Origin of the sequence: Wolbachia endosymbiont of Kerria lacca (assembly GCF_051602725.1) — a bacterium.
In the GTDB taxonomy this organism is placed as follows: Bacteria; Pseudomonadota; Alphaproteobacteria; order Rickettsiales; family Anaplasmataceae; genus Wolbachia.
Genome location: NZ_CP192272.1, coordinates 23,586 through 46,569, shown reverse-complemented (window position 1 = coordinate 46,569; position 22,984 = coordinate 23,586). Strand labels below are relative to the sequence as shown.

Here is a 22,984-nt window from a genome sequence, read left to right as displayed (position 1 = left end):
AGGTTACGAGTGTATTTACTTTACAAATACATATAGTGCATGTCATTCTTTATATGGTAATTTTGAAAGGAGTATTTCTTGAGTTTATTCAGTAATCTTTATCAAGGACTATTAAAAACCTCCTCCCGTTTTAGTGATGGAGTAAAAAATATTTTTTCTGGCAAAAAAAAATTAGATCAGTCGCTTTTAGATGATCTGGAAGAGCTGCTGATTAGCATGGATATAGGTCATAAAACTTCTAGATTGCTTATTGATAAGCTCGCAAGTATCAAATTTGAATCAGAAGTTGAACATAACATTATCACACAGCAGTTAATGAGCGAAATAGAAACAATATTAAACCCTGTTGTGCAGCCGCTCATTTTGAATAAAAAACCACACATAATAATGGTGTGCGGAGTGAATGGTAATGGAAAAACTACAACTATAGGTAAACTTGCCTATAAATATAAGGAAAAAGGAAAATCCGTTATGCTTGTTGCGTGCGACACATTCAGAGCTGCTGCGAGTGAGCAATTAAATATTTGGGCAGAACGTTCTGATTGCTCTATTGTTACTGGAGAACACGGTAGCGATTCTGCAAGTGTGGCATATAGAGCTGTAAATCAAGCGATAAAAGATAGCGTTGATGTTGTTTTAATTGATACAGCAGGAAGGCTACAAAACAATGTAAATCTCATGCAAGAGCTGTCAAAAATACATAGAACGATAAAGAAATTGGATGATACTGCTCCTCATGATGTTATTTTGGTTCTTGATGCAACTACTGGCCAAAATGCTTATAGCCAATTAGAGGCCTTTAGTAAAATGGTTGGTGTTACCGGGTTAATTGTAACAAAGCTAGATGGTACTGCCAAAGGTGGAGTAGTGATTGGGCTTGCAGAAGCTTATAAGGTGAAATTACACGCTATAGGAATTGGTGAAAGTATAGAAGACCTGAGGGAATTTACTGGCAAAGAGTTTGCTGAAGCGCTGTTTAAATGTGATTGAAGATCTCTTTAATTTTCTCATATGACCAAGCTTAATTATCATGAGAAGCCGTTTTTAGATGGTCTCATTCCAGCATGTGACGCTGGTTGCAAGTGATTATTGGGTTGGGTGAGCCGTTAACGTATAAAAATTACTTCCGCATATTTTCAATCTCATTATAATTACAAATAGAGATATTTTAAGAGCTCAAAATCTATCTTTAGTCTGCAGACTTTTTAATCAAACTTATTAAAAAATGTATTCTTCAGTGTATATCTGTCGTATGTGCACTGCATTTTTTTTCTAACTCTTTTTTACACAGGAGGATTTTATGTCCAGAATTCCAGATACTTGACCTTTACTTTAGCTAATAATGGGCGCCTATGGTTTTAGAAAGTGTAGGAAATAGAAACGTTTCTGTTTTTTGAGTAATTAAAAACCACTTCAGCTTGTCACTCATGCCTAAAAAGCAATTATATTAATGTAATATTGATACTTGTATACCAACATAAATATATTTTAAAAATTTAAGGAGTATATTATGACAATGTCTACCACAAATTAGTGAGAAATTAGCAGCTAGCGCAAAAAGTCTCTTTGATGAGAGCGAAAAATTATTGCTTATAGCAGAGGAAATATATAATCAAGATCCAATGAATTTTTAATTACAGTAAAAACAGTAAAAAAAGAAGCCAGTGTCACCTACTCAGATGACATTATGGAAGCTGGGATGACACCCTTCCCACAAGCAAAATGTTCATGCAGATAATATTTAATTGTGATTGAAGACCTCTTTTAACTCTTTTATATGACCAAGCTTAATTATCTCAATATCATGAGAAGAATAATTGCCATTTTTAGGCATAATCGCTTTTTTAAATCCTAACTTTTGTGCTTCCCTTAGTCTGAGATCAGCATGCGAAACATTTCTAATTTCTCCTGAAAGTGCAACTTCACCGCAGATTATTGAAGAAGTTAGTAGCGGTAAATTTACTAAACTTGAAATAAGGGAAGCAGCAACAGCAAGATCAGCTGATGGTTCCTGTATTTTGAGTCCTCCCGCAATGTTTAGGTATACTTCTTTATCATGCAAAAACATTTTACAACGAGCACTTAGAACCGCGATTATCATAGCTAATCTATTAATATCCCAACCAACTACTGCTCTTCTTGGAGTTGCCATATTAGTCCTTGCTATTAATGCTTGCACTTCCATTAAGATTGGTCTTGAGCCTTCAACTCCTGCAAATACGGCGCTGCCAACTACTTCTCTATCATGTACGGTCAAGAATAATGATGATGGATTATCAACAGGCATGAGTCCTGCTTCAGACATCTCAAAAACACCAATTTCATTTGCAGGGCCAAATCTATTTTTAATAGTGCGTAAAATGCGATATTGATTACTATTTTCACCCTCAAAATATAGTACTGTATCTACCATATGCTCCAGGGTTTTAGGTCCTGCTATTTGTCCATCTTTCGTTATATGGCCAACTATTAAGAGAGAAACACTATATTGCTTTGCAAGAACAGTCAATTCATGAGCGCAGGTACGGACTTGAGTTACAGTTCCTGGTGCTGATGTGACTTTGCTATCATACATAGTTTGTATAGAATCAATTATCAAGAACTTAATACTTTTATTTTTCCTTATTGTTGCTACTACATCAGTTAAAGATACTGTAGATAAAAGCTTAATTTTAGGTTCATTTATCTTAAGACGCTTTGCTCTGAGGCTCACTTGCTCTAAAGATTCCTCGCCAGATACATAAAGACATTCAAAAGAGGAAAGTTGTACAACATTAGCTGCAATCCTAAGCAAAAGAGTAGATTTGCCAATTCCAGGTTCACCACCAATTAAAATGCTAGCACCTTGAACGATACCTCCACCAAAAACTCTATCTAACTCTTCTATTCCTGTTAAAAAACGATCGGGGGTAATAATTTCACTATCTGATAACGCTTTTATTGAAATTGGTGCAGATGTACTTCTCGTTTCTGTTTTTAGTACTATTTCTTCGACAACCGTATCCCAACTGTCACATGCAATACACCTTCCTACCCACCTTCCAGTGCTATGACCGCAGAATTGACATACGTATGCAGTTTTCATAAAAGCCAAAATTATAATTCTAATAAAAATTAGCTAAATAAGTGAAATAAATTTAAATAGAGAAAATTACCAATCACACTTTTTATCTTGTGGTTTTATTTGCAATATTGCTACTAAGCTGACTAATAAGCAAAAAATTACATAAAGCCCAGCAGCAAAGTCTATTTTAGGAAACATTATAGTAAACCCAGTGCATATCATAGGAGTAAATCCACCATGCAGGGCATAAGAAATGTTACGTGATAAACTCACACCACTAAATCTAACATTAGTAGGAAAAAGCTCAGCAGTAACTATCCCTATAGGATTAATACCCCTCTCGATTATAGAAAGAGCCATAACACTCAACATGATTATAAGATAGCTTTTATAGTAATATGCAATAGATAACATAGGACAACATAATACCATTGTTATCACTATAAATAAGATTGCAGTGCGTTCTCTCCCTGTTTTATCAGCTAAAATTCCAAGCATTATTGAAGATATCGGCATTAATATACTGGTTATAATGAGTACAACTTCGTTGACATACGTTGTTACATAAGTTTCAACAGACACTATTTCTTTTGCAATTGTTCTAAGAAATATGGTAAATCCAACAGCAACATTAACAGGTACAGATATTAAAATGGCAAGTATCAGGGCTCTTTTATAGCGTTTTGTAAGCTCTATTATTGGTAAATTAGGTAAATTTCTTTGTTCTCGATTTTTTTCATACACTGGAGTTTCTCCTAGTGTATATATACTATATGCGCTTATTAATCCTAAAATGGCTGAAAAAATAAACGGCAGCCTCCAACCCCAAGCGTTAAAATCAGTGGTTTTTTTACAGATGATCACTGCAACCACAGAGAGCAATATGCCAATAGAGCGACCAAAACTTATTATTCCAAAAAACATTCCTAGTTTTTTCTTATTAGGTAAATGCTCTATGAGATAAACAGAGCTACCTCCTTGCTCAGCGCCAAGTGCAACCCCTTGTATCAGATGGATTGTAAGAAGCAACATACTAGAGGTTATTCCTATTTTACTATAACTTGGAATAAACGCAACGAGACTAGAAGGAATCGATATTAGCAAGATAGCAATCGTTAACGCCATTCTCCTTCCATACCTATCACCAATGTGACCAAATACAGATGCACCAAGTGGTCTTACCATTGCACCCAGTCCTGCAATTCCAAACAATTGCAATATGCTGTAGTAGATATCTTTTGCATAACAAAATTCTCTACTAATTATATTAACCAGATCAATAAAGAGCATATGGTCATACCATATTGCGATTCTACAGAGTATTGTTGCAATCAATACTCTTGTTTGTTGATTGTACACTTAGTTTAATTTGTAAATGTCTGCTTATTTTTATTTTGGCTGCTTTTTAGAACTTTGCAACTCAAGCGTATGGCTTATATGTAAATATTATTAAAATTGGAACTTGCATAACCAGCCAGTCTGGGATCAAATAAAAAAATCTGGTCATCCGCTGGAATGACATGGTGGAATGTGTCATTCCAGTACTCCTTTTCTTGTCATCCCAGTGCTCCGACACTGGGATGACACCTCTCTTAAATTACTTTAGCTACAAATATCAAGAAATTTACCAAGTAGAAAAAAGACAAAAGAAACCCCCTATTAGCTAGCTCTAATCCTGAAAATTGGCCTGTCTTAAACAGCCCGTTTCAGCTTATATGGTTAAAAAACTGGAAGTTTTGTAAAGAAATAAGATGCACATAGTGCAAAAAATTAAAAATAAGACGACAACTGCGTTATGCTTTTGTCGTTTAATCTGCACAGACGAAGATAAATAGTATAGCGTTATCCTTATGGTAAGGGAGTTGAAAAAATTTATAAAGCAGGTTCTTTCATTAGTTTTTTTGCGAACATCAAACAATTACTTAGAAAAATTGGAAAGACCATTAAAATATTTTTTTACTTTTTATTCTATATATTTCAACATATTACCTTTAAGTACTAATAATTATGGCATTATTAATAGTTGAGTCGCCAGCAAAGGCAAAGACGATAGGTAAATATTTGAGTAAAGAATTCAAAGTGGCTGCATCTTTTGGCCACGTCAGAGATCTGCCAGCGAAGAATGGTTCTGTTGATCCTGATAATGACTTTGCCATGAAGTATGAGATTATTGAAAAAGCAGAAAAGTATGTAAAAGAGTTAGTCAAGGAAGCTAGTAAAACATCAGATATATACCTTGCAACAGATCCAGACAGAGAAGGGGAAGCAATAGCTTGGAATGTGATAGAGGCACTAAAGGAAAGAAAAGCAATCAATGATGAAAGTAACATTCATAGAGTAGTCTTTAACGAAATAACAAAAAGAGCAGTGCAAGAAGCTATAAAAAATCCACGTGAAATTAATATGGACTTAGTGCGTGCACAGCAAGCACGCAGAGCTTTGGATTATCTAGTTGGATTTAGCTTGTCACCGCTGCTGTGGACAAAATTGTCGGGAAGCAAATCTGCAGGGCGAGTGCAGTCTGTTGCATTAAAGCTTATATGCGAACGAGAAGATGAAATTAGTAAATTTATAACACAGGAGTATTGGAGCATAAAGGCAGAAATGCAAAATAGCAAAGATGAGGCTTTTTTTGCTATGCTAAGCCACTATGACAATAAAAAGCTAGAAAAATTTGATATTAAGAATGAAGAAGAGGCAAAGAACTTAGTCAGGGAGATCGAGTCAAGGCAGTATGCTGTAAGCACAGTAGAACGCAAGCAAGTTAAGAGAAACCCGCTTCCTCCATTTATCACCTCAAGTCTTCAGCAAGATGCAGTGAATAAACTGTATTTTAATGTGAAAAATGTTATGCGAGTAGCGCAAAATTTATATGAAGGTATCAATATTGGTGGTGAAACCGTAGGGTTGATAACTTACATGCGTACAGATGGGTTTCATATTGCAGATGAGGCTATAAACTCAATCAGGGGATCAATTAAGTCATTATATGGTGATAAATATTTACCGCAGTCTCCTCGTAAATATGTAAAAAAGGTCAAAAATGCTCAAGAAGCACATGAAGCAATCCGGCCAACTGATATTAATAGAACACCGGGTAGTATTAAGGATTACTTAACGCCAGAGCAATTTAAATTATACGATTTAATCTGGAAAAGAACCATCGCAAGTCAAATGGAATCGGCGATTCTTGATCAAGTGGTAGTTGAAATTAGTTCTATTGACCAGAAAGTGATTCTGCGAGCAAGTGGATCAAGTATATTCTTTGATGGTTTTTATAAAGTTTATCAAGATAACATAGAAGCCGAAAATGAAGGCCTGCTACCTGCCATGAAGGAAGAGGAAGCGTGCAAGTTGATTTCTGTTGATCCGAAACAGCATTTTACTCAACCGCCACCTCGTTATAGTGAAGCGAGTATAGTAAAAAAAATGGAAGAAGTCGGTATAGGTCGCCCATCAACTTATGCAACAATTATTTCGGTATTACAAGATCGTGAATATGTTTCATTGGATAACAAAAGATTTATTCCAAGCAGCCGCGGTAAGATCGTGACTATATTTTTGGAAACTTTTTTTCAGCGTTGTGTAGAGTATGACTTTACAGCACAAATGGAAGAAAGGCTTGATTCAATCTCAAATGGACATGCAGATTGGAAAAAAGAACTAGGCTATTTTTGGGTGCCATTTTTTAATCATGTAAATTCTGTTAAGCAAATGACACATGATGAGATTTTTAGTGGTATTCATGATTTGGTAGTCAATTGGTTTTGCTCAGAGGAAGGAAAGGAAGAAATAGGTAAAAAATGTCCTAATTGCTCTGGTGGTATATTGAAATTAAATTTTGGAAAAGCCGGTGTGTTTCTTGGATGTTCTAACTATCCTGCATGCAATCATACAAAAGAAATTACGGGCAGTAATGACAATTCAGAATATCCAAAAAGTTTGGGTATAGATGATATGACAGGCCAAGAGGTAATGATCAAAAAAGGTCCTTTTGGACTTTATCTGGAGTTTAATAGTGAGTCAGAAAAGAAAAAAAAGATTTCTGTACCAAAAGATATAAATGTTAATGATATTGATCTAAATACCGCCACTCGATTACTTTCCCTGCCGAAAATAATCGGAGAGCACCCTGAAACTGGAAAAGAAGTAAAAATAGGTCTTGGACGATTTGGGTACTATATTCTCTATGATGGTCGATACTTTTCTCTTAAAAAAAGCTCTAAGGAGGTATTAGACACACAATTAAACGAAGCTATACAAATTATTGAGAGCAGCCCACGCAAAGAGCTAAAATCTCTTGGTTTTAATGAAAAGGGAAAAGAAGTTTTTATCTGCAACGGTAGGTACGGATTCTATATAAAATGCGGTAAAACAAACGTTGCGTTGGGCAAGAATGCAGATATTGAAAGTATAGATCTGAAGAAGGCTTTAGAGTTAATTAAGAATAAAAAGTAGACTTCTTGCATAACCATATGCTTTTTATTGTTGTTCCAGCGCTACACGCTGGAACTGAGAAAAAAAGAGCCTGAATTACAAGAAAGAAAATATTCAGATAACGAGAAAGTTGTCACCTGGTTAGCAGCTACAGTCGTGTGACGCAGACGTGCTACAAGGAAAATAGTCTCTATCAGAGTTAAGCTTTGCTTGCAAAATGAAAAGTAAGACCAGCTTCTATACCGTGTGTGTGAAACACTTGATTGCCTATACTGATACTTTCTTTGTGTAACTTCTGGTCCGATGGTTTTTGACTTTTATTCAATTCTAATATCTTTTTTCCATCTGGGTTTACCGGTTGCTTTGCTTTCATTTCTCCTAACACCTCTGCTTCAAAATCAACATTACTACCAAGAACACCAAAACCTCTATATCCGATGTGCATATTTACATCTTCGTTTATACGATAATCAAAGCCAGCTTTCAATTGACCTGCAGGTCTTATTGACGATTTTTCAAACATTGTCATTCTTGTTGCACCGACTCCAACCCCAACATAAGGAGAAAAAGATAAACTATCACTTTTCCAATAATGATAAACATTTGCCATTACAGATGCGTTTTCTACTTGGTCATGATTAATTACAGTTTTATACATATAAGTTTTTTTATTAGCACTCTCACTAACGTCTTTTAGATACGAAACAGTTACTTGATTACTTGATAAACCAATATTATCTACTTTTACAGAAGAGTACATCCCTTCCAATTCAGCTCTATAGCTATTATTGCCTAGTTCTCCTGTGTAACCAAACGTTACATTTGCAGCAAAAGGTGGGTTATAATCTCCTTTATACTTACTTATTAACTGACCTTCTGTTCTCTGAGCGTCTATGTCATTTATAGATACACGGTTATCATCTTTAGCATCTTTGCCTCCAATTTTTGCTTTTAACTTACCCAAGTTCAAATATTGACCGTAATATCCACCACCAAAGTAAAATCCTTCTGTTTCACTTGCAAAAGATTGTTGTGACAACAATAAAGCAAGTGCTGTAACTGCTAATGTTTTTTTACTCATCATGACTATTCCTCTAGTTAAAATAGCTAATCTAGTACTAATTAATTAAAAATGATTTAATATGAAAAAACTAATTATTTTCTAAGCTAAAAAATAGGTAAAATTAACCTCTATCCTCGATTTTATTGCCGTCTAGTTTGTCCTCATCTTCAAATTCATCATCATCGTCAAATTCATCCTTACTGTCTTCATCATCAAACCCATCATCGTCTTCCTCATCATCAAACCCATCACCACCTTCAAACTTATCATCAATATCCTCGTCTTCAAATCCATCTTCAATCCCTGGCTCATCGTATATTGCATCTTCAGTTTTATCTTCAACAGGATAATCAGCAGCTTCAATAGCATTACTCTCTTCTTCATTACTAATCTTATCTTTGTTAGCAGCAGAAAAGACCTTGTTTGGATCATATGGCTCTTGTGTAGGCACACGTGTTGGTTTAATCAGCCTTCTTGTGAATGTGCTATCACTATAGTACAAAATTTTCTTTGACTTAATTGGATAAGTCGATTCTATCAAAATTATCTGATCATCACGTGGCAGCATAATAATTTCTTGAGGTAAGAGCAATGCTCTCTGTGTTTCAGAGATATGCAATGATCTTGATGCAGGATTCAAGTCTAAAAATTTAGGTTTGTTTAATGATTCTTGTTGTACAGTTTTGTTTCCTATAAGCTGAGATATCAAATTAGCCGTTTCAATATTATTGGCTGCAAAAGTTATTCTATAGGTTGAGTTTGATAAAAAGGAGTTCATTCCTGCTTCTTCATATATTCCTTTAAGCTGTTCAGTATCTTGAACAATTAAAAATAACCTTACTCGATAGCCACGAAAGTATGCGATGCCCGTTTGAAATTGCTCCATTTTTCCAAGTGTTGGAAACTCATCCATTAAAAATAATACGCCGTAAGGCTCGTCATCCGATGGCAATTTTCTACATAAAAACTCAGTTGCCTGTTGGTAAAAAACCTGCATTAAAGGCCTGAGCCTAGTTAAGTTATCAGGAGTTAAACCAACATAAACTGTAGTTTTCTTCTTTTTAAAATCCAAAATATTAAAATCACTTGATGCAGTTGCAGTATCGATCAATGGGTTTGCCCACAATTCAAGCGACGAGTTCATAGTTGACACAACACCTGATCTTTCTTTGTCAGCCTTTTGCAAAAAAGCTGCAATGTTCATATACGCTACCGGATGTATTATTTTACCCATTGTGTCCAAAACTACAGCAAGATTGTAAACTACGTCATCGCTACGCATCGTACGCACAACCTCACCAAAAGATTTAACTTTCTCTGGTGCAGCAAGTAAATATAGTACCACCCCAACAAATAAGCTTCTTGCTTCGTTTTGCCAAAAATCTTGTTCAGGCATGATTAGGTTAGCTATTTTTTGCACATCGTCAACCATCTGTCCAGGTTTTTCACTAATCCATTCCAGTGGATTATAACAATGGCTTACCCCATCTGGCTGCGCTGGGTTCCATACATATACTTTTTGTCCTTGTCGCTCTCGCCAACCACTTGTTATTTCATAGTTTTCTAATTTTATATCATGCACAATTACCGAATCATTCCAAAATAACAAATTAGGAATTACAAAACCAACACCTTTACCAGAGCCTGTAGGTGCAAAGAGCAATGCATGCTGAAACCCATCAGCAATAAAATATCCTCTCTTATCTTTACCAAGCAATAGACCTTTTTTGCTTCTTAATCCCGCTTTTCGTATGTCTTTCTCTGATGCCCACTGTGAATCTCCATGAAGTGATTCTTTCTTTTTAAATGGCCGCCACTCAATTAGTCTTTCTCTCACATTCCACAAAATAATCATCAAAACAATTTGAGGCAGTATAGAAGATACAACTAATTTAATTTTGAGCTCAAAGCTATATAGCTCTGGATGATGCCAACAATATTGTATATGATCAAAAATTGTCGGCCAGAGAGCTTGAGGAAAAGGTGTCAAGCTAGGATTAATTGCTCTAAAATCTACACCATCTGGACCGTCAACAAACAGGTAGAATAATATACCAGACAAATAGAAGCAAAATTCAAGTATGCTAAAAGATACTACACCTCCTATGAGAATATTGCGTAGGTGATTTCCATTACTCATAAACTACTTTTTCTTAACTTACGTATAAATTTAAGTATTTTCATTTGAAGATCTAGTAAATAATATCTCAGAAATGCTTCTTTTGCCTCCACTGGTTCTTTTTAGCTGAATAACAATATCAATTACATTTCTAATGTATGGTATGATCTGATCTGGGGGAATGCCAAGATTTGCTTGCATAACCATAAGTTTTATTTGCTCAAGAGCCATTGCCGGACTATCCGCATGAAGAGTTGATATTGACCCTGGGTGGCCAGTGTTTATTGCTCTAAGAAAACTAAAAGCTTCTGCTCCACGTAATTCACCAACTATTATCCTATCTGGTCTTAAACGTAAACATGCCTCTATCAAATCTTGAGTGGTCACTTTTGCCCTGCCTTGCCCTCCTTTAGAAGCAATAAGATGTACTCTATTCGGATGATCATTCAAAACTATCTCCCTCGCATCTTCAACAGTAATAATTCTTTCTTCAGATGGAATAGCACGCAAAGTAGCATTAGTAAAAGTGGTTTTACCAGTGGAAGTTCCACCACTAATTATGATATTTTTCTTACTTATTACAGCATATTCTAAAAACTCTTTTATTTTTTTTTGTTTCAGTAGCAAATCTAGGTGACGATCTACTGGATTATCGGTCACTCCTATAACAGTTTCAGAAAAAGCCCCCATTTTTTCATAATCATCCAATGCCAATTGCATAGAAGAAGGTTTACGAATTGAAATGACTACTTTATCAGGCTCACATGCTGGAGAAAACACTATCTGTATACGATAACCATTTGGTAATGTAGCTGAAAGCAGCGGTGTCTCTTCGCTCAGTTTTTGTTCTGTAGCTTGAGCAATCAACCTGCTAAGAGATTTTAAATGATTAAGATCAAATATTTCTAACTTTTCGCATCTTATTTCACCGCGATTTTCAATCCATACTTCCTTCGGTTTATTTATTGATATTTCATTTACACCTTCCTCTTGAAATATCCCTTGTAATGGCTCCAAGTATGTATCAAGTGCAGCATAGTTCATTTCAGTTATTTAATATTGACTGTGGAGGAAATACTATATCTTGGTTAACAAATACTTTCAATGCAGTTCCTTGATTAACATAAATAGTTGGTTTTTTATCTACACTCCTATCAACTATATCTCGCATGTCTTTGGAAAAATCATTGATTGACTTCCCAATTTCTTCATCATAAACAGACTTGCTTCTTTTCTGAGTTTGCCTCAACAGTTGACGTACATCGTCTAAAGTTATACCGATATTGTCACTAGTAATTGTATCAACTCCACTAGCTCCAGAACTTTTTATCACACTTACTATTTCTTCCTTTATTATTCTCAGCAAATCCTGATCACTTTTAGCATTTCGAATTTTTTCAATAGCCCTAATACCCAATTTCCATTTTTCGTCTCCTACCTTCCCAACTTCAGTTTTTATAGAATTCTCCAATCTCTCAACAATAGCCCCTTTGAGAGAAGAAATATCTATTTCAGTTGCAGTAATAGACTTCTCTGCATACATGGCAGTTAGCGCATCGATAAGATTAGAGGCTTTTTGTCCTACAACAGCTGAACCAATCGAAACACCAGCAAGTGCCACTGAAGAGAATAATGCACTTACTATTTTATTATCAACTATTCCAGCTATCCCTGCCCTTCCAAGCTCATCGGTACCAGATGATGCAATAGCAACATCTATACCATGAGGAAGAATGATCCTATTCCAATTTATGTTCACGCGGGCTTTTGCAACATTTGAGTCGAATGAATAACCACCTATTAACCTTGAACCTTTTGGTATTAAAATTGTATCACCAGTTTCTGCATAAACGTCTCTACTAACAACAGCACGGAGCATTCCTTTTAAGTCAGAACTTATTGCAGTTTCAAGAATAGCGTCAATAACTTTACCTTGAATAATCATTAAACCAAGCTTTCCAGCTTTGGTAGCTTTGCTCGACTGTGCTGAGGTATTGGATAAAACAGCATCTGTAGCTTTACCTTCCCCACTACTACCTGAAATTGCTAACATTTGTGCACTACGTCTGTCTCTAGGATAACCGCCACCCCCTATTGTAGGAAATGAAGTAGGCAAATTGCTAATAACATTACCAGAAGGAAAATTTTGCTTTGGTAAAACAGGTATATTTGACAAGGGAATTTCTTTTAGTTGCTCTTCTTTTTTTGTCACTTCCTCTTTTTTGATTTGTTTTACTTCTGGTATGACTTGTGGGATAGGAAGAGGAGGTAAGGGTGGCAAGAGATCAGTTGCTATCCTCTCGGAAACTACTACATTATCTGGAACTTGTTCTAACTTTCCTTTCAATTCTTGAATGTTTTGCTTTGTTTCCTCTTTTTTAACAATCTCTGGACCCTCTTTATTAGAAGGACTAAAATAAAGATAGTACACTCCACCAACTAAGAGCGCTACCATAACTATCATCAATGCCTTATAACCTTGATTAGAGCTAACTGTTACTACCTTGCTTTCTATCTCTGATTCATCTTCTACACTATTATGCCTTTCTTTACTCATATTATATGTACCAGAACTAAAGTGACCTATTTATAACTTCAACTTCACTACCTTCATAACGCATTAATAGCTTTTTATGTACTCCTTTTATTACAACATAATCATCAAATAACAGCCTTTTACAGGATTCGCCTTCTATAAAAATCTGAGGAATTTTATTACTATTTCTAAACTTTAAATAGGTTAAATAACCATCATCGAATAACTCAATTGGAACTATATCTATGTTACCACCTTCATCAATATATGTATAGTTGTACCTCGTATTATTTTCTTGTATTATTTTTTCTGGCTTTTCTGTAATGTATTGCATTTGAGTAGGTAAAGAAACCTCATCTAAATCAACATCAAATTCATCTTCTTCTTGAGGATAATAAAAACGTATTACGTAAGATATATCCTTTTCAACGGAATAATCATGATCCACTTTTTTAGCATCAGTATCTGGGTATTTATCGTAATTTGGTCTTGAAATTAGATCAAAAATGTAATTTCTCTTTTTAGTTGTCGTAATAATCATGTTAGTGCGACTACTGACTTCAAATGGCATGACAAGCAGTTTATTATCATAAGGATTAATTTTCCAACTTGATGCATCACCAACAGCAATATTTTTGACTTTTTCCCCTTCTGCAAACTCAATATAAGAATAGTAACCTTGACTAAAAATTACTGTAAACACCTCATTAGGGCTATATACAAAAGTCTTTATTCTACTATCTACAGAAATAGGTTTATTATTAATAGATGCATTTAAGTTGCCACTTATTAGTAAAGCTAAAACTAACAATATCCTACACATATTCATCATCTACTCTATATGAAATAACTTGAAACCCTAACGGGTTAATATATCTTTGCTGATCATTCATTTCAAGCGATGCATATTTATACGACATCACAACTATCTTATTTTTCCTTGAGGAATTTCCATCTTTTCGTGTAAATTCTATAGAAAATCTCACTTGAAGAGCATCATTACCTAATTTTTGAATTGAACGAATTTTCAACTCACCTTTAGCATCTGAATATAAATTAAAAAGGTCATTCATATTCTGCGATTTTATATAATTGCTAAATTCACTATATACACTAGGCGAAGAAAACAACCTTACTTTTGTATAATAATTATAATTATAATTATATGGGTCAAAAACCTCCCTTGCTTTTATATACTCTGAAATAAAATAATCGTTCAGCGTTTCATTTGCAGAATATTGTTTTACTGTAACAGGATCAACCAATTGCACTATTCCTGACTTTTTATCAATTTCTATAACGAATGGCTCAATAGTGCTACTTGTGCTAATTTTAAATATAGCTAATATGCTTATAGAAATTGCAACTAGTAATATTAATGTAAATAAAAGTAAAGTATTTCTCTGAGCAACAACTGTGCTATAGCGACTTGAATTCCAATTTATATCCTTATCCAATGACTCATTACTTTTTTCTTGTTTTAAAAATTTCAGCATCTCAATATTCTTAAAAATCTTAACTTATATTAATTAACATAGCAAGCTAACAAAGTAGTTATAACAAAAAAGCTAATAAACCCTTAATCCATGGCCTAACTTGCCAAATTTTGTTTCCATATATGAATGATTATATTCATTGCGTTCCATAATAAGTGGTACACACTTTGTAACTTCTATACCGTTATTTTTCAACTCTAATAACTTTCTACCATTGTTTGTAAGTAATTGTATTTTGTTAATGTTCAATTTCTTAAGTATTTTAGCTGCAACAGCAAAGCTCCTTTCATCATCTTCAAAACCCAATACTCTATTTGCATCAACAGTATCAAGATTATATTTTCTTTGCATACTGTATGCTCTTAACTTATTAGTTAAACCAATGCCTCTCCCATCTTGCATCAAGTATAATATAATGCCATTCCCAAAGTCGGTCATTATTTGAATCGCTTGATGTAACTGGCTTCTGCAATCACATGATAAGCTGTCTAATAAGTCTCCTGTATAGCATGCAGAATGAATTCTCACTAATGGCTCATTATCTTTATCTGGATTGCCAATGATAATTGCATAATGTTCTCTTCCGCCACTTTTGGTTCTATAAGATATGATATCTACTTCTTGAGTCTGCTTTAAAAATAATGATGTTTTGCACACTTCATACACACTATGATTTTGTTGAAAATCATTCACAAGTAACGTATTTAGTGCAATAATGTCATTTTCTTCACACCAATTTCGCATTTCATGTTTATTCTCAAAAGTCATATCAGCCACTAACGCGTATGGCAATAATTCTGAGAACTTAAGCAAGGCAACAGCATACGCATCTATTGTCTTTGAGCATTGCAACTCTTTTATCCAATCTTCCTTTGAACAGTTTATTAAATGGAGCAGTTCATCAAAATTGCTTATCAACAGACGTTTGCTACTATGTTCTTTACTCTGACATATGTATTTTACCTTACTTGCAGTCAAAGTAACATACACATTACCTGATATAAGCTTATATTGACTAAATAAATTTTTTTCTAAAGTTTCAGCAGCAGCAAGCAATAGATAGTTATTTTCATCATCATATATTAAAATTGGAAGACCACGCCTGACTTCACTGATGGCCCTTTCTACTTTATTTCTACTTTGATTTCCTATAAACATTTCACCTACACCAAACAACTTGGTGCGGTCGAGAAGACTTGAACTTCCAAGGCTTTGTGAGCCACAGCGACCTCAACGCTGCGTGTCTACCAATTCCACCACGACCGCACTTTATTCTAGTTTCTATATAATTACTTTAAATTACTTAATCATTTTAGGATTTTTCATCTAAAGTGTCAATCTGATACTAGGATAATTTAGGAAATGCCTGTATAATTTAACTATGAATTTTATGGTTACAAACTTTAATCATTTAAGATAATCTTAATACTAATTCTTAATTTAGGTTTTTATACAAATGAAAGTAGCTAATATCTTCATTTTTTTAATTCTATCTCTTACAATTAGCTTTCACTCTAATCATGCACAAATATTGTACACATGGTCTCAAATCATTCCAGAAAATAAATTAAGCATACGTGCGATTATAGACAATAACATGTGTCCCATTGCTTACGTCGATAATAAGGCAGTAGAAATGCTAAGTCGCAGCTCAATTAACAATACCGAAACAGTTTGTGAACTGATAGTAGAAACAAATGCTCAAAACATTAGTATTGACAATATAAAAGTTCCCGTATTAGCGGAAAAGATCAGCAAAATTGCCTTCATTGGCGATACAGGATGTAGAATAAATATGTTATTTCAGCAAGAATGTAATTCTGTAGATAACTGGCCTTTGAAAAAAAATTTAGATTCAATCGCTTTTCATAAACCAGATTTAATTATCCATGTTGGTGATTATCATTATAGACAAACAAAATGTAGAAACACAAAAAAGTGCGGCGATATTTATGGATATAGCAAAGAAGCTTGGTACGCTGATTGGTTTGAGCCTGCAAAAGATATTTTAACACAATCTCCTTTTCTTTTTGTTCGTGGAAATCATGAGAGTTGTAATAGAGCTTATGAAGGATGGTTCAGATATTTAGATTCATACCCCTTTTCCCCTCAAAAATGTGAAGATCTTATTTCCAGTTGGTTCTTAGATGCTGGGCCGATGAAGTTTTTTATCTTCGACTCTTCATCCGGTGAGGAAATTTTTACAACCCAAAGCACAGTTGATGCTTTTGAGAGGCAGTTTGATAAATTGATACAAGATAAGCCCACGTGGTTTTTGACTCATAAACCACTTTGGAGATCTCCAAAAAAAGAATTTTTGACATTAAAAAGCCATGGCAATCTTACACAAATTGAAGCTTTTGGAGATAAATTTCCAAGCAATGTTACTACCATAGTTTCTGGCCACATTCATATAGCCCAGATTTTATTAATGGATAATGTTCCAGATCAGATTATAGTTGGAAACGGCGGTGCATTATTACACGCTCAAGATCAAGAACCTGTTTATCAAAACGTAGAATTTAACTATCCAAATAGTAGAAATTACTTAGCACACGAAGTTAGAAACTTTTTCGGCTTTGGCTTTGCAATATTAGGTTTAGACGATCACAAATTTACTTTCTATAACCAAGATAATAAGGAAATGTATTCTGCAAACCTAACGAAAGACTTTAAACTTAAAACAAATTAAAATTAGGACTATTTGTTGTTATCGATTACTGACCTTACCGAGAAAAAGTAGAGAAGTAGAAATGTGAGTTGACAAAATAAGAGAAATATAGTATATTAATGGTAGTAAGAGTATTTAAAATTAATTATGCCAGTAGCAGTAAATACACCAGATAACATACAAAGAATGTCGAAATTTAAAAAGGCAAGAGATATTTTACTAGCCCCTGTGAGATGGCTAGTCATTGGTTTAGCTGTAGTATTACTCATAGCATTTATTGTTTTTGTCATAGCGTTAATTCTAGTTGCTCAAGCATTGGGTAAGCTATATCTTCTTGCAGGAGGCAAATTACCAGAATGGTTAGAGCAAAGAACTGAAGCATTTATGGAGGCAGTGCGTGTCCCACAAACAACGCATGATACTAATGTAAATGATGCAATTAATATTAACGTTCAAAAGCTAAAAGAAAACTATGGCGAGCCTGATGTTGATGATAAGTTTATAGAGGAAATAGAAGGATTTATTGATCAGTTAGAGTGTATAGCAAATGGTACACAAAAAGCTGTGGATAAAGATCAACTCACAGAAGATGAGAAAAAACATGCACTTAAGTGCTTGGAGCGTATAAAAAACAACCCTGATACACATAGTGGAAGCGGATTAACATTGAAGCAAGTTTTAAATTTGGTTTGGAAAGCTTGTAAAGATGAAAATAAAAAAAGTGCTGATGATAATATAGATATTAATACCCGCATATCACAGAGAAAATATCAACTGGTTAAACATTTAGTAGAATCGCAAACAGAATATGGAGTATTTGTTGGCAGTGCATGTTTTACTGGTGCCTTTAACAGTATTGTCTCTTCCTTGTACACTTTTGAAGAATTTTTCTTCTTGCAAAGAGCGGATAAGGCTACTGTAAAACAAGAGTTTGAAAATGATCTACAAAAAAAAGGTGAAGAATTATTTAATCGGCTTTCCAATGATAAAGAAAAAAAAGAAGTTGCAGAAGCTTTAAGTAATCCTTCTACAAATTTCTTTATTAGCTTTATAGAATCATTTAAAAATCACTCTGCACGTGCAGTTTTAGGCGATAAAAGATGTGATGAACTAATAAAAGAGCATTTTGGTAATCTTCAATATAAACCAACAATATCTTGCTTTATAAAGTAATCACTTAACTAACGGCAAAGTGATACCATGTTGATTCATATATTTTCCTTTCATATCATCATATGACTTCTCACACTCACTTTCGCCGCTTAAAAACACAAATTGGCATGCTCCTTCATTAGCGTAAATTTTTGCAGGAAGTGGAGTAGTGTTAGAGAATTCAAGTGTGACGTGACCTTCCCATCCAGGTTCTAAAGGTGTGACGTTCACTATGATACCACATCTTGCATAAGTTGATTTGCCAACACAAATTACTAGTACATTCCTTGGTATACGAAAATACTCCACTGTGCTGGCAAGCACAAAACTATTTGGTGGAATTATACATACATCTGTTTCCTTATCTATGAAACTATTCTCAGAAAAATTCTTTGGGTCTACAATAGCTGAATTAACATTAGTAAAAATCTTAAACTTATTACTAACTCTTGCATCATAGCCATAAGATGATAATCCGAAAGATACAACACCCTTACTGCTTTTATGATTCACAAAAGGCTCTATCATTCTAGAGTTTTCAGCCTTTTCCCTTATCCATTTATCTGGCATAACTGCCATAATTGTCCTTTAAAGTTTTGTAATACTTATAATAATATGTAATAGAATTTAAATGTAAACCTGAATTAGCGTTACACTCTGGAATGGCAAAGTTTCCAGTATAAACTACCTATACAAAAATAAATTGGCAATATTTCAAGCCTGCCAAGCAGCATCAAAAACGATAGAAATAGCTTTACTCCACCACTAAAGGAGGAATAATTACCTGAAGGACCTATTAGGTTACTAAATCCTGGGCCAGAATTTGTAAGCATTGCAGAAACAGAGCTGATGCTAGTTATAAAGTCCGCATTGCTCAAGTAAGACATCACTATTGATGATATAGTGAACGTTAACATGTAAATCGCAAAAAACGTAAAGACGGATTGAACTTCATCATTTTCCAGTATTTTACCATTGAGTTTTACTCTATCGCTTTCACTTGGATTTAATAAAGAGCTAAAGTAATTCCTTATAGATTTTAGAAAAATGACTAAACGGAAGATTTTGATTCCACCACTAGCAGAACCACCACATCCACCAATAAAGGCTAAAAAGAAAGCTAAGACTGAAATAAAGCTCCAATTCAAGTAGTTGCACATTATATAGCCAGTTGATGTGATAAAGGAGGTAATGGTGAATGTGCTGTACCTAAATAATAAAAATACTCCTAAGTCAAAATTTTTATATAACCAAAAACAAGCAAGCAAAGATGAAATAACAACTATCTTAATAAAGTAAGAGACCTGTTCATCATAACAAACGTCTAATCGTCTTACAATTTTTAAATAGCTCAGAAAAGGTAAAGAGCCTAAAATCATAAAGATAATTGTTATTACCTCCAATATAGGGTTATTGTAGTAGCCTATAGAATCGTTATAGTTAGCAAATCCACCAGTTGATACAGCGGACATTCCGTGACATACTGCGTCAAATAATGGCATGCCAGCTAGATAATAGGAAAATATGCACAATAAAATTAGGCAGTAATATATTTCTGCAATATGTATTACTACGCTTCGCGTATGTGGTAACTTTCTTTTAAGAGCATCTGAGTACTCAGAATAGAGTACATTATTTAAGCTCAAAACCTTAAATATGGGAAAAATTGCAATTCCTACTGTAATTACTCCAAAACCACCTATACCGTGTAGCATTGCTCTCCACAGTAGTATCCCCGGAGATTGTTGCTCGATGTAACTTAGAACAGTTGCTCCTGTGGTTGTAATCCCAGATACTGCTTCAAACAGTGCATCAATGTAGCTTAAACTATCAAGATAAAATGGAATAGCTGCAAACAGAGATAATGCAATCCAGGTACAACTGGTAATCGCAAAAATTGCCGGCATTCCATGTACCCTATTTAGTTTACCCAGTAGAATAAAAGTCGCACTAAATGTGCAGGTAACTATAAATCCAACCAGAAAATTTTTCCATTCGTAACCTAGATAATTATTAGTAATAGCAGGAATAAGCATTGCTACGCCAAACAACAATAGAAAAATTCCCACAATAAACGCAATTGAACGTAAAACTTGCAGACTTTCCATAGACAGTACTGTGAAAGCTATATGTTATTAAAACTTCAACCGCTTTGCTAATTTTTTCTCTTGACTTGATTATAAATACGTATAATTATAGCGCTAAATTTGCCATAAGAGATAGAGGTAAGGTATGTTATTAACTGACAGACAAAAAAACATTCGAGATTCATTAATTAGTGAAGCTATACAAGGCAACTTTGAGAATATAAAAAATAATTACGATAGCGATATACAAGAAGTTTTGAAAAGCGAATTACCTAGTAATATACAAAAAGAGTTTAAAGACGATCTACCTAACCCTTGTACCACTTCACAGTTGATTATATTCAAAAAAAATCAAAAGGAAATTAATCAATGTATACAGAAAATGGAGCAAAAAATTGAGAGTATTTCGTGTGATATAGCTATGCAAGAAGCGAAAGGAAATGATGATTCGCATATGCAAAAAGTGAAAAACTTAAAGAGAACAAGTGATCTTCACCACAAATTACGTCAAGCAATAGATTATTTAGATGTTAAAAAAGTTAAAGCAGTATTAGAAGATTGTGATACAAATCTAGCAATGATTTTAAATAGACCTATACATTCACAGAGCAAAACTACCCTTTTACTTTATCCTCTGCAAGTTGGTCTTAATAAACGATATATAGGTGATGGTAAAAGATTGAAACAAGAAGATCTGAGAAATATAAAAGAAATTACTAAACTTCTTTGGGATAAAGCTTCTCCTGATATTCGCAATTTCTGGTTTAAATTCCATCAAGATCAACAAGAAGAAAGTACAAAAGACACAAAAGCAACCTTTGAAGCTCATTTGAAAAAAGCTCCTCCTGATATTCGTGACTTGTGGCTTAAATATCAAAGAGTGCCTGAAAATCAAGATGCAGCTGTAATAAAACTTCTTAAAGGTGAGCAACAACGACATGCCAAGATAGGTAGTGAGAAGTGGCTTGAAGATTTCATTCAAGAAGTTAAAGATTACAGAGAACAAAAAACCATAGAAGAAAACCTTGAAATAGCTACAGAGAAACCTACAACAAAATCTGTTCTACAAGACGCACAACTTTCTCAAATAAATAGAACTTGTTGTATTTTGTAGTAAATAAGTTCTTAGGAAATCTAAGTATGATAACAATAAAAACAAGAAATTTAAACGTTCTATTTTTAACCTAGTATCCAGAATAAAAAAATATCAAAGTCATCATATTATATCACGAACCTTTTCCAAGACTTTTTTTATATTTTCGCTTGAAAGTGGAATTAAGCCAAGCCTAGATAAATATCCACCTTCAGTACTAATAGAGTCTACAACTTCTCTAATGAATTCCCTTAATCCATCAACAGTATCTAAGTGTTCTTTCTTTATATAAAGATATAAAGGCCTTGCTAACATATACTCCCCCGATGATATATTTTTATAAGTTGGCTCAATTCCTGCGATTGTGCTTCCTTGAATCTCATCTTGGTTTTTCGCTAAAAAGCTGAAGCTAAATATTCCTAAAGCATTTTTATTGCTCTTCAATTTTTGTATTATTATGTTTTCATTAATTCCAACTTCTATATATCTTCCATCATCTCTGATATTACTACATGCTTTCTTTCTTTTTTCTTGGTCTTGATAATTCTCTTTGAAAATCCTTGAGTTCATACATGAATATTGATCAAGCATAATAAAATTAATCAAAGTTTCATGTGTACCTGTATTTTGATGTGGGCCATAGATTTTAATTTCTGTTTTTGGTAGAGCTTGATTTACATCAGACCAAAATTTCTTGTTATTCTTTACTAATCTATCATTGTCTTCAGAATATGAAGATAAAGTTTCAAACAGGTCATTTTTTGTAAAATCAAATCTATGGCTTTGATTTGAATTTGCAATAACAATTCCATCATAGCCAATTATTATCTCTATTACTTCATTCACTTTATTTCTTTTACATAATTCTCTCTCTACTTCCTTCATAGGGCGAGATGAAGTAGTGATATCTGGTGTGCCTTCCCCTATTCCTGAACAAAACATTTTGAACCCTGATCCACTTCCTATCGATTCTACAACTGGAGTTTTAAAGGAAAATATACGGCTGAATTCTTCAGATATAAATGAGATAAAAGGAAAAACAGTTGAAGATCCAACAATTCTGATATATCTTCTGGCATCAACATTTGACAGTGGGATGAGTAATACAAATGCAAAAATAAGGAAAAGGCGTTTCAGCATCGTTTTCGCTCAAGAGTGTAAACTTAATTATCGTAATAAAAAATCAAACTGAAAAGCTTTTTTTCTAGATTTCAAAAGGTATAACGATCAAATGTGTGCGTAATGATGAGATCTGAATCACAGCAT

General features: G+C 34.0%; 17 protein-coding genes and 1 tRNA gene. 5 read left to right on the top strand and 13 right to left on the bottom strand.

What is annotated here, in order from left to right; all coding sequences use genetic code 11:
• The first annotated feature begins 78 nt into the window (after positions 1–78).
• Complete coding sequence (ftsY, locus tag ACQ4M0_RS00235) at positions 79–990, top strand: signal recognition particle-docking protein FtsY (RefSeq protein ID WP_019236959.1); 912 nt, start codon at positions 79–81, stop codon at positions 988–990.
• A 751-nt stretch (positions 991–1,741) separates the two neighbouring features.
• Here the strand turns inward: ftsY and radA are convergent.
• Both radA and ACQ4M0_RS00225 read right to left on the bottom strand, forming a co-directional pair.
• The gene (gene radA / locus ACQ4M0_RS00230; RefSeq protein WP_019236958.1) at positions 1,742–3,085 is read right to left on the bottom strand and encodes a DNA repair protein RadA; all 1,344 of its coding nucleotides are present in this window, start codon (positions 3,083–3,085) and stop codon (positions 1,742–1,744) included.
• Between the two features lie 66 nt (positions 3,086–3,151).
• Positions 3,152–4,423 (bottom strand): MFS transporter, encoded by a 1,272-nt coding sequence (locus ACQ4M0_RS00225; RefSeq protein ID WP_438456417.1) that lies wholly within the window; start codon positions 4,421–4,423, stop codon positions 3,152–3,154.
• A 648-nt stretch (positions 4,424–5,071) separates the two neighbouring features.
• Between ACQ4M0_RS00225 and topA the strand changes: the two genes are divergently transcribed.
• Positions 5,072–7,522 (top strand): type I DNA topoisomerase, encoded by a 2,451-nt coding sequence (gene topA / locus ACQ4M0_RS00220; RefSeq protein WP_019236955.1) that lies wholly within the window; start codon positions 5,072–5,074, stop codon positions 7,520–7,522.
• A gap of 178 nt (positions 7,523–7,700) precedes the next feature.
• Here the strand turns inward: topA and ACQ4M0_RS00215 are convergent, their stop codons facing one another.
• The 8 genes from ACQ4M0_RS00215 to ACQ4M0_RS00180 all read right to left on the bottom strand — a co-directional run bounded on the left by ACQ4M0_RS00215 (position 7,701) and on the right by ACQ4M0_RS00180 (position 15,981).
• Positions 7,701–8,585 carry a P44/Msp2 family outer membrane protein gene (locus ACQ4M0_RS00215; protein WP_213863946.1) on the bottom strand — a complete coding sequence of 295 codons (885 nt, stop codon included), beginning with the start codon at positions 8,583–8,585 and terminating at the stop codon, positions 7,701–7,703.
• A 100-nt stretch (positions 8,586–8,685) separates the two neighbouring features.
• A complete protein-coding gene (locus ACQ4M0_RS00210; RefSeq protein WP_438456416.1) occupies positions 8,686–10,704 on the bottom strand; it encodes a type IV secretory system conjugative DNA transfer family protein in 2,019 nt (672 codons plus the stop codon).
• A gap of 30 nt (positions 10,705–10,734) precedes the next feature.
• The gene (gene virB11, locus ACQ4M0_RS00205; protein WP_438456415.1) at positions 10,735–11,727 is read right to left on the bottom strand and encodes a P-type DNA transfer ATPase VirB11; all 993 of its coding nucleotides are present in this window, start codon (positions 11,725–11,727) and stop codon (positions 10,735–10,737) included.
• 1 nt (position 11,728) lies between these two features.
• Positions 11,729–13,240 carry a TrbI/VirB10 family protein gene (locus ACQ4M0_RS00200; protein WP_438456414.1) on the bottom strand — a complete coding sequence of 504 codons (1,512 nt, stop codon included), beginning with the start codon at positions 13,238–13,240 and terminating at the stop codon, positions 11,729–11,731.
• 16 nt (positions 13,241–13,256) lie between these two features.
• Positions 13,257–14,048, bottom strand: coding sequence for a P-type conjugative transfer protein VirB9 (gene virB9, locus ACQ4M0_RS00195; RefSeq protein WP_029237539.1), 792 nt, complete (start codon positions 14,046–14,048; stop codon positions 13,257–13,259).
• Entirely contained in the window at positions 14,035–14,715 is a 681-nt protein-coding gene (locus ACQ4M0_RS00190) for a virB8 family protein (protein WP_007302609.1), read from the bottom strand. Before ACQ4M0_RS00190 ends, virB9 begins: the two co-directional genes overlap by 14 nt.
• Before the next feature lie 72 nt (positions 14,716–14,787).
• Positions 14,788–15,873: a GTP cyclohydrolase II gene (locus tag ACQ4M0_RS00185; RefSeq protein ID WP_438456413.1), complete on the bottom strand. Its 1,086-nt coding sequence runs from the start codon at positions 15,871–15,873 to the stop codon at positions 14,788–14,790.
• A gap of 20 nt (positions 15,874–15,893) precedes the next feature.
• A tRNA-Leu gene (locus ACQ4M0_RS00180) sits at positions 15,894–15,981 on the bottom strand.
• Positions 15,982–16,171: 190 nt separating this feature from the next.
• Between ACQ4M0_RS00180 and ACQ4M0_RS00175 the strand changes: the two genes are divergently transcribed.
• Positions 16,172–17,407, top strand: a complete 1,236-nt coding sequence (locus tag ACQ4M0_RS00175) for a metallophosphoesterase family protein (RefSeq protein ID WP_052265037.1) — start codon at positions 16,172–16,174, stop codon at positions 17,405–17,407.
• A gap of 126 nt (positions 17,408–17,533) precedes the next feature.
• Positions 17,534–18,559: a hypothetical protein gene (locus ACQ4M0_RS00170; RefSeq protein WP_438456412.1), complete on the top strand. Its 1,026-nt coding sequence runs from the start codon at positions 17,534–17,536 to the stop codon at positions 18,557–18,559.
• Here the strand turns inward: ACQ4M0_RS00170 and dcd are convergent, their stop codons facing one another.
• Positions 18,560–19,117, bottom strand: a complete 558-nt coding sequence (gene dcd / locus ACQ4M0_RS00165) for a dCTP deaminase (RefSeq protein WP_006012513.1) — start codon at positions 19,115–19,117, stop codon at positions 18,560–18,562.
• Between the two features lie 71 nt (positions 19,118–19,188).
• The gene (locus ACQ4M0_RS00160; protein WP_438456411.1) at positions 19,189–20,646 is read right to left on the bottom strand and encodes a TrkH family potassium uptake protein; all 1,458 of its coding nucleotides are present in this window, start codon (positions 20,644–20,646) and stop codon (positions 19,189–19,191) included.
• 124 nt (positions 20,647–20,770) lie between these two features.
• Here ACQ4M0_RS00160 and ACQ4M0_RS00155 point away from each other — a divergent pair, with 124 nt between their 5' ends.
• The gene (locus tag ACQ4M0_RS00155) at positions 20,771–21,739 is read left to right on the top strand and encodes a hypothetical protein (RefSeq protein ID WP_007302603.1); all 969 of its coding nucleotides are present in this window, start codon (positions 20,771–20,773) and stop codon (positions 21,737–21,739) included.
• 102 nt (positions 21,740–21,841) lie between these two features.
• Here the strand turns inward: ACQ4M0_RS00155 and ACQ4M0_RS00150 are convergent, their stop codons facing one another.
• A complete protein-coding gene (locus ACQ4M0_RS00150) occupies positions 21,842–22,858 on the bottom strand; it encodes a substrate-binding domain-containing protein (RefSeq protein ID WP_012482020.1) in 1,017 nt (338 codons plus the stop codon).
• Positions 22,859–22,984 lie beyond the last annotated feature (126 nt).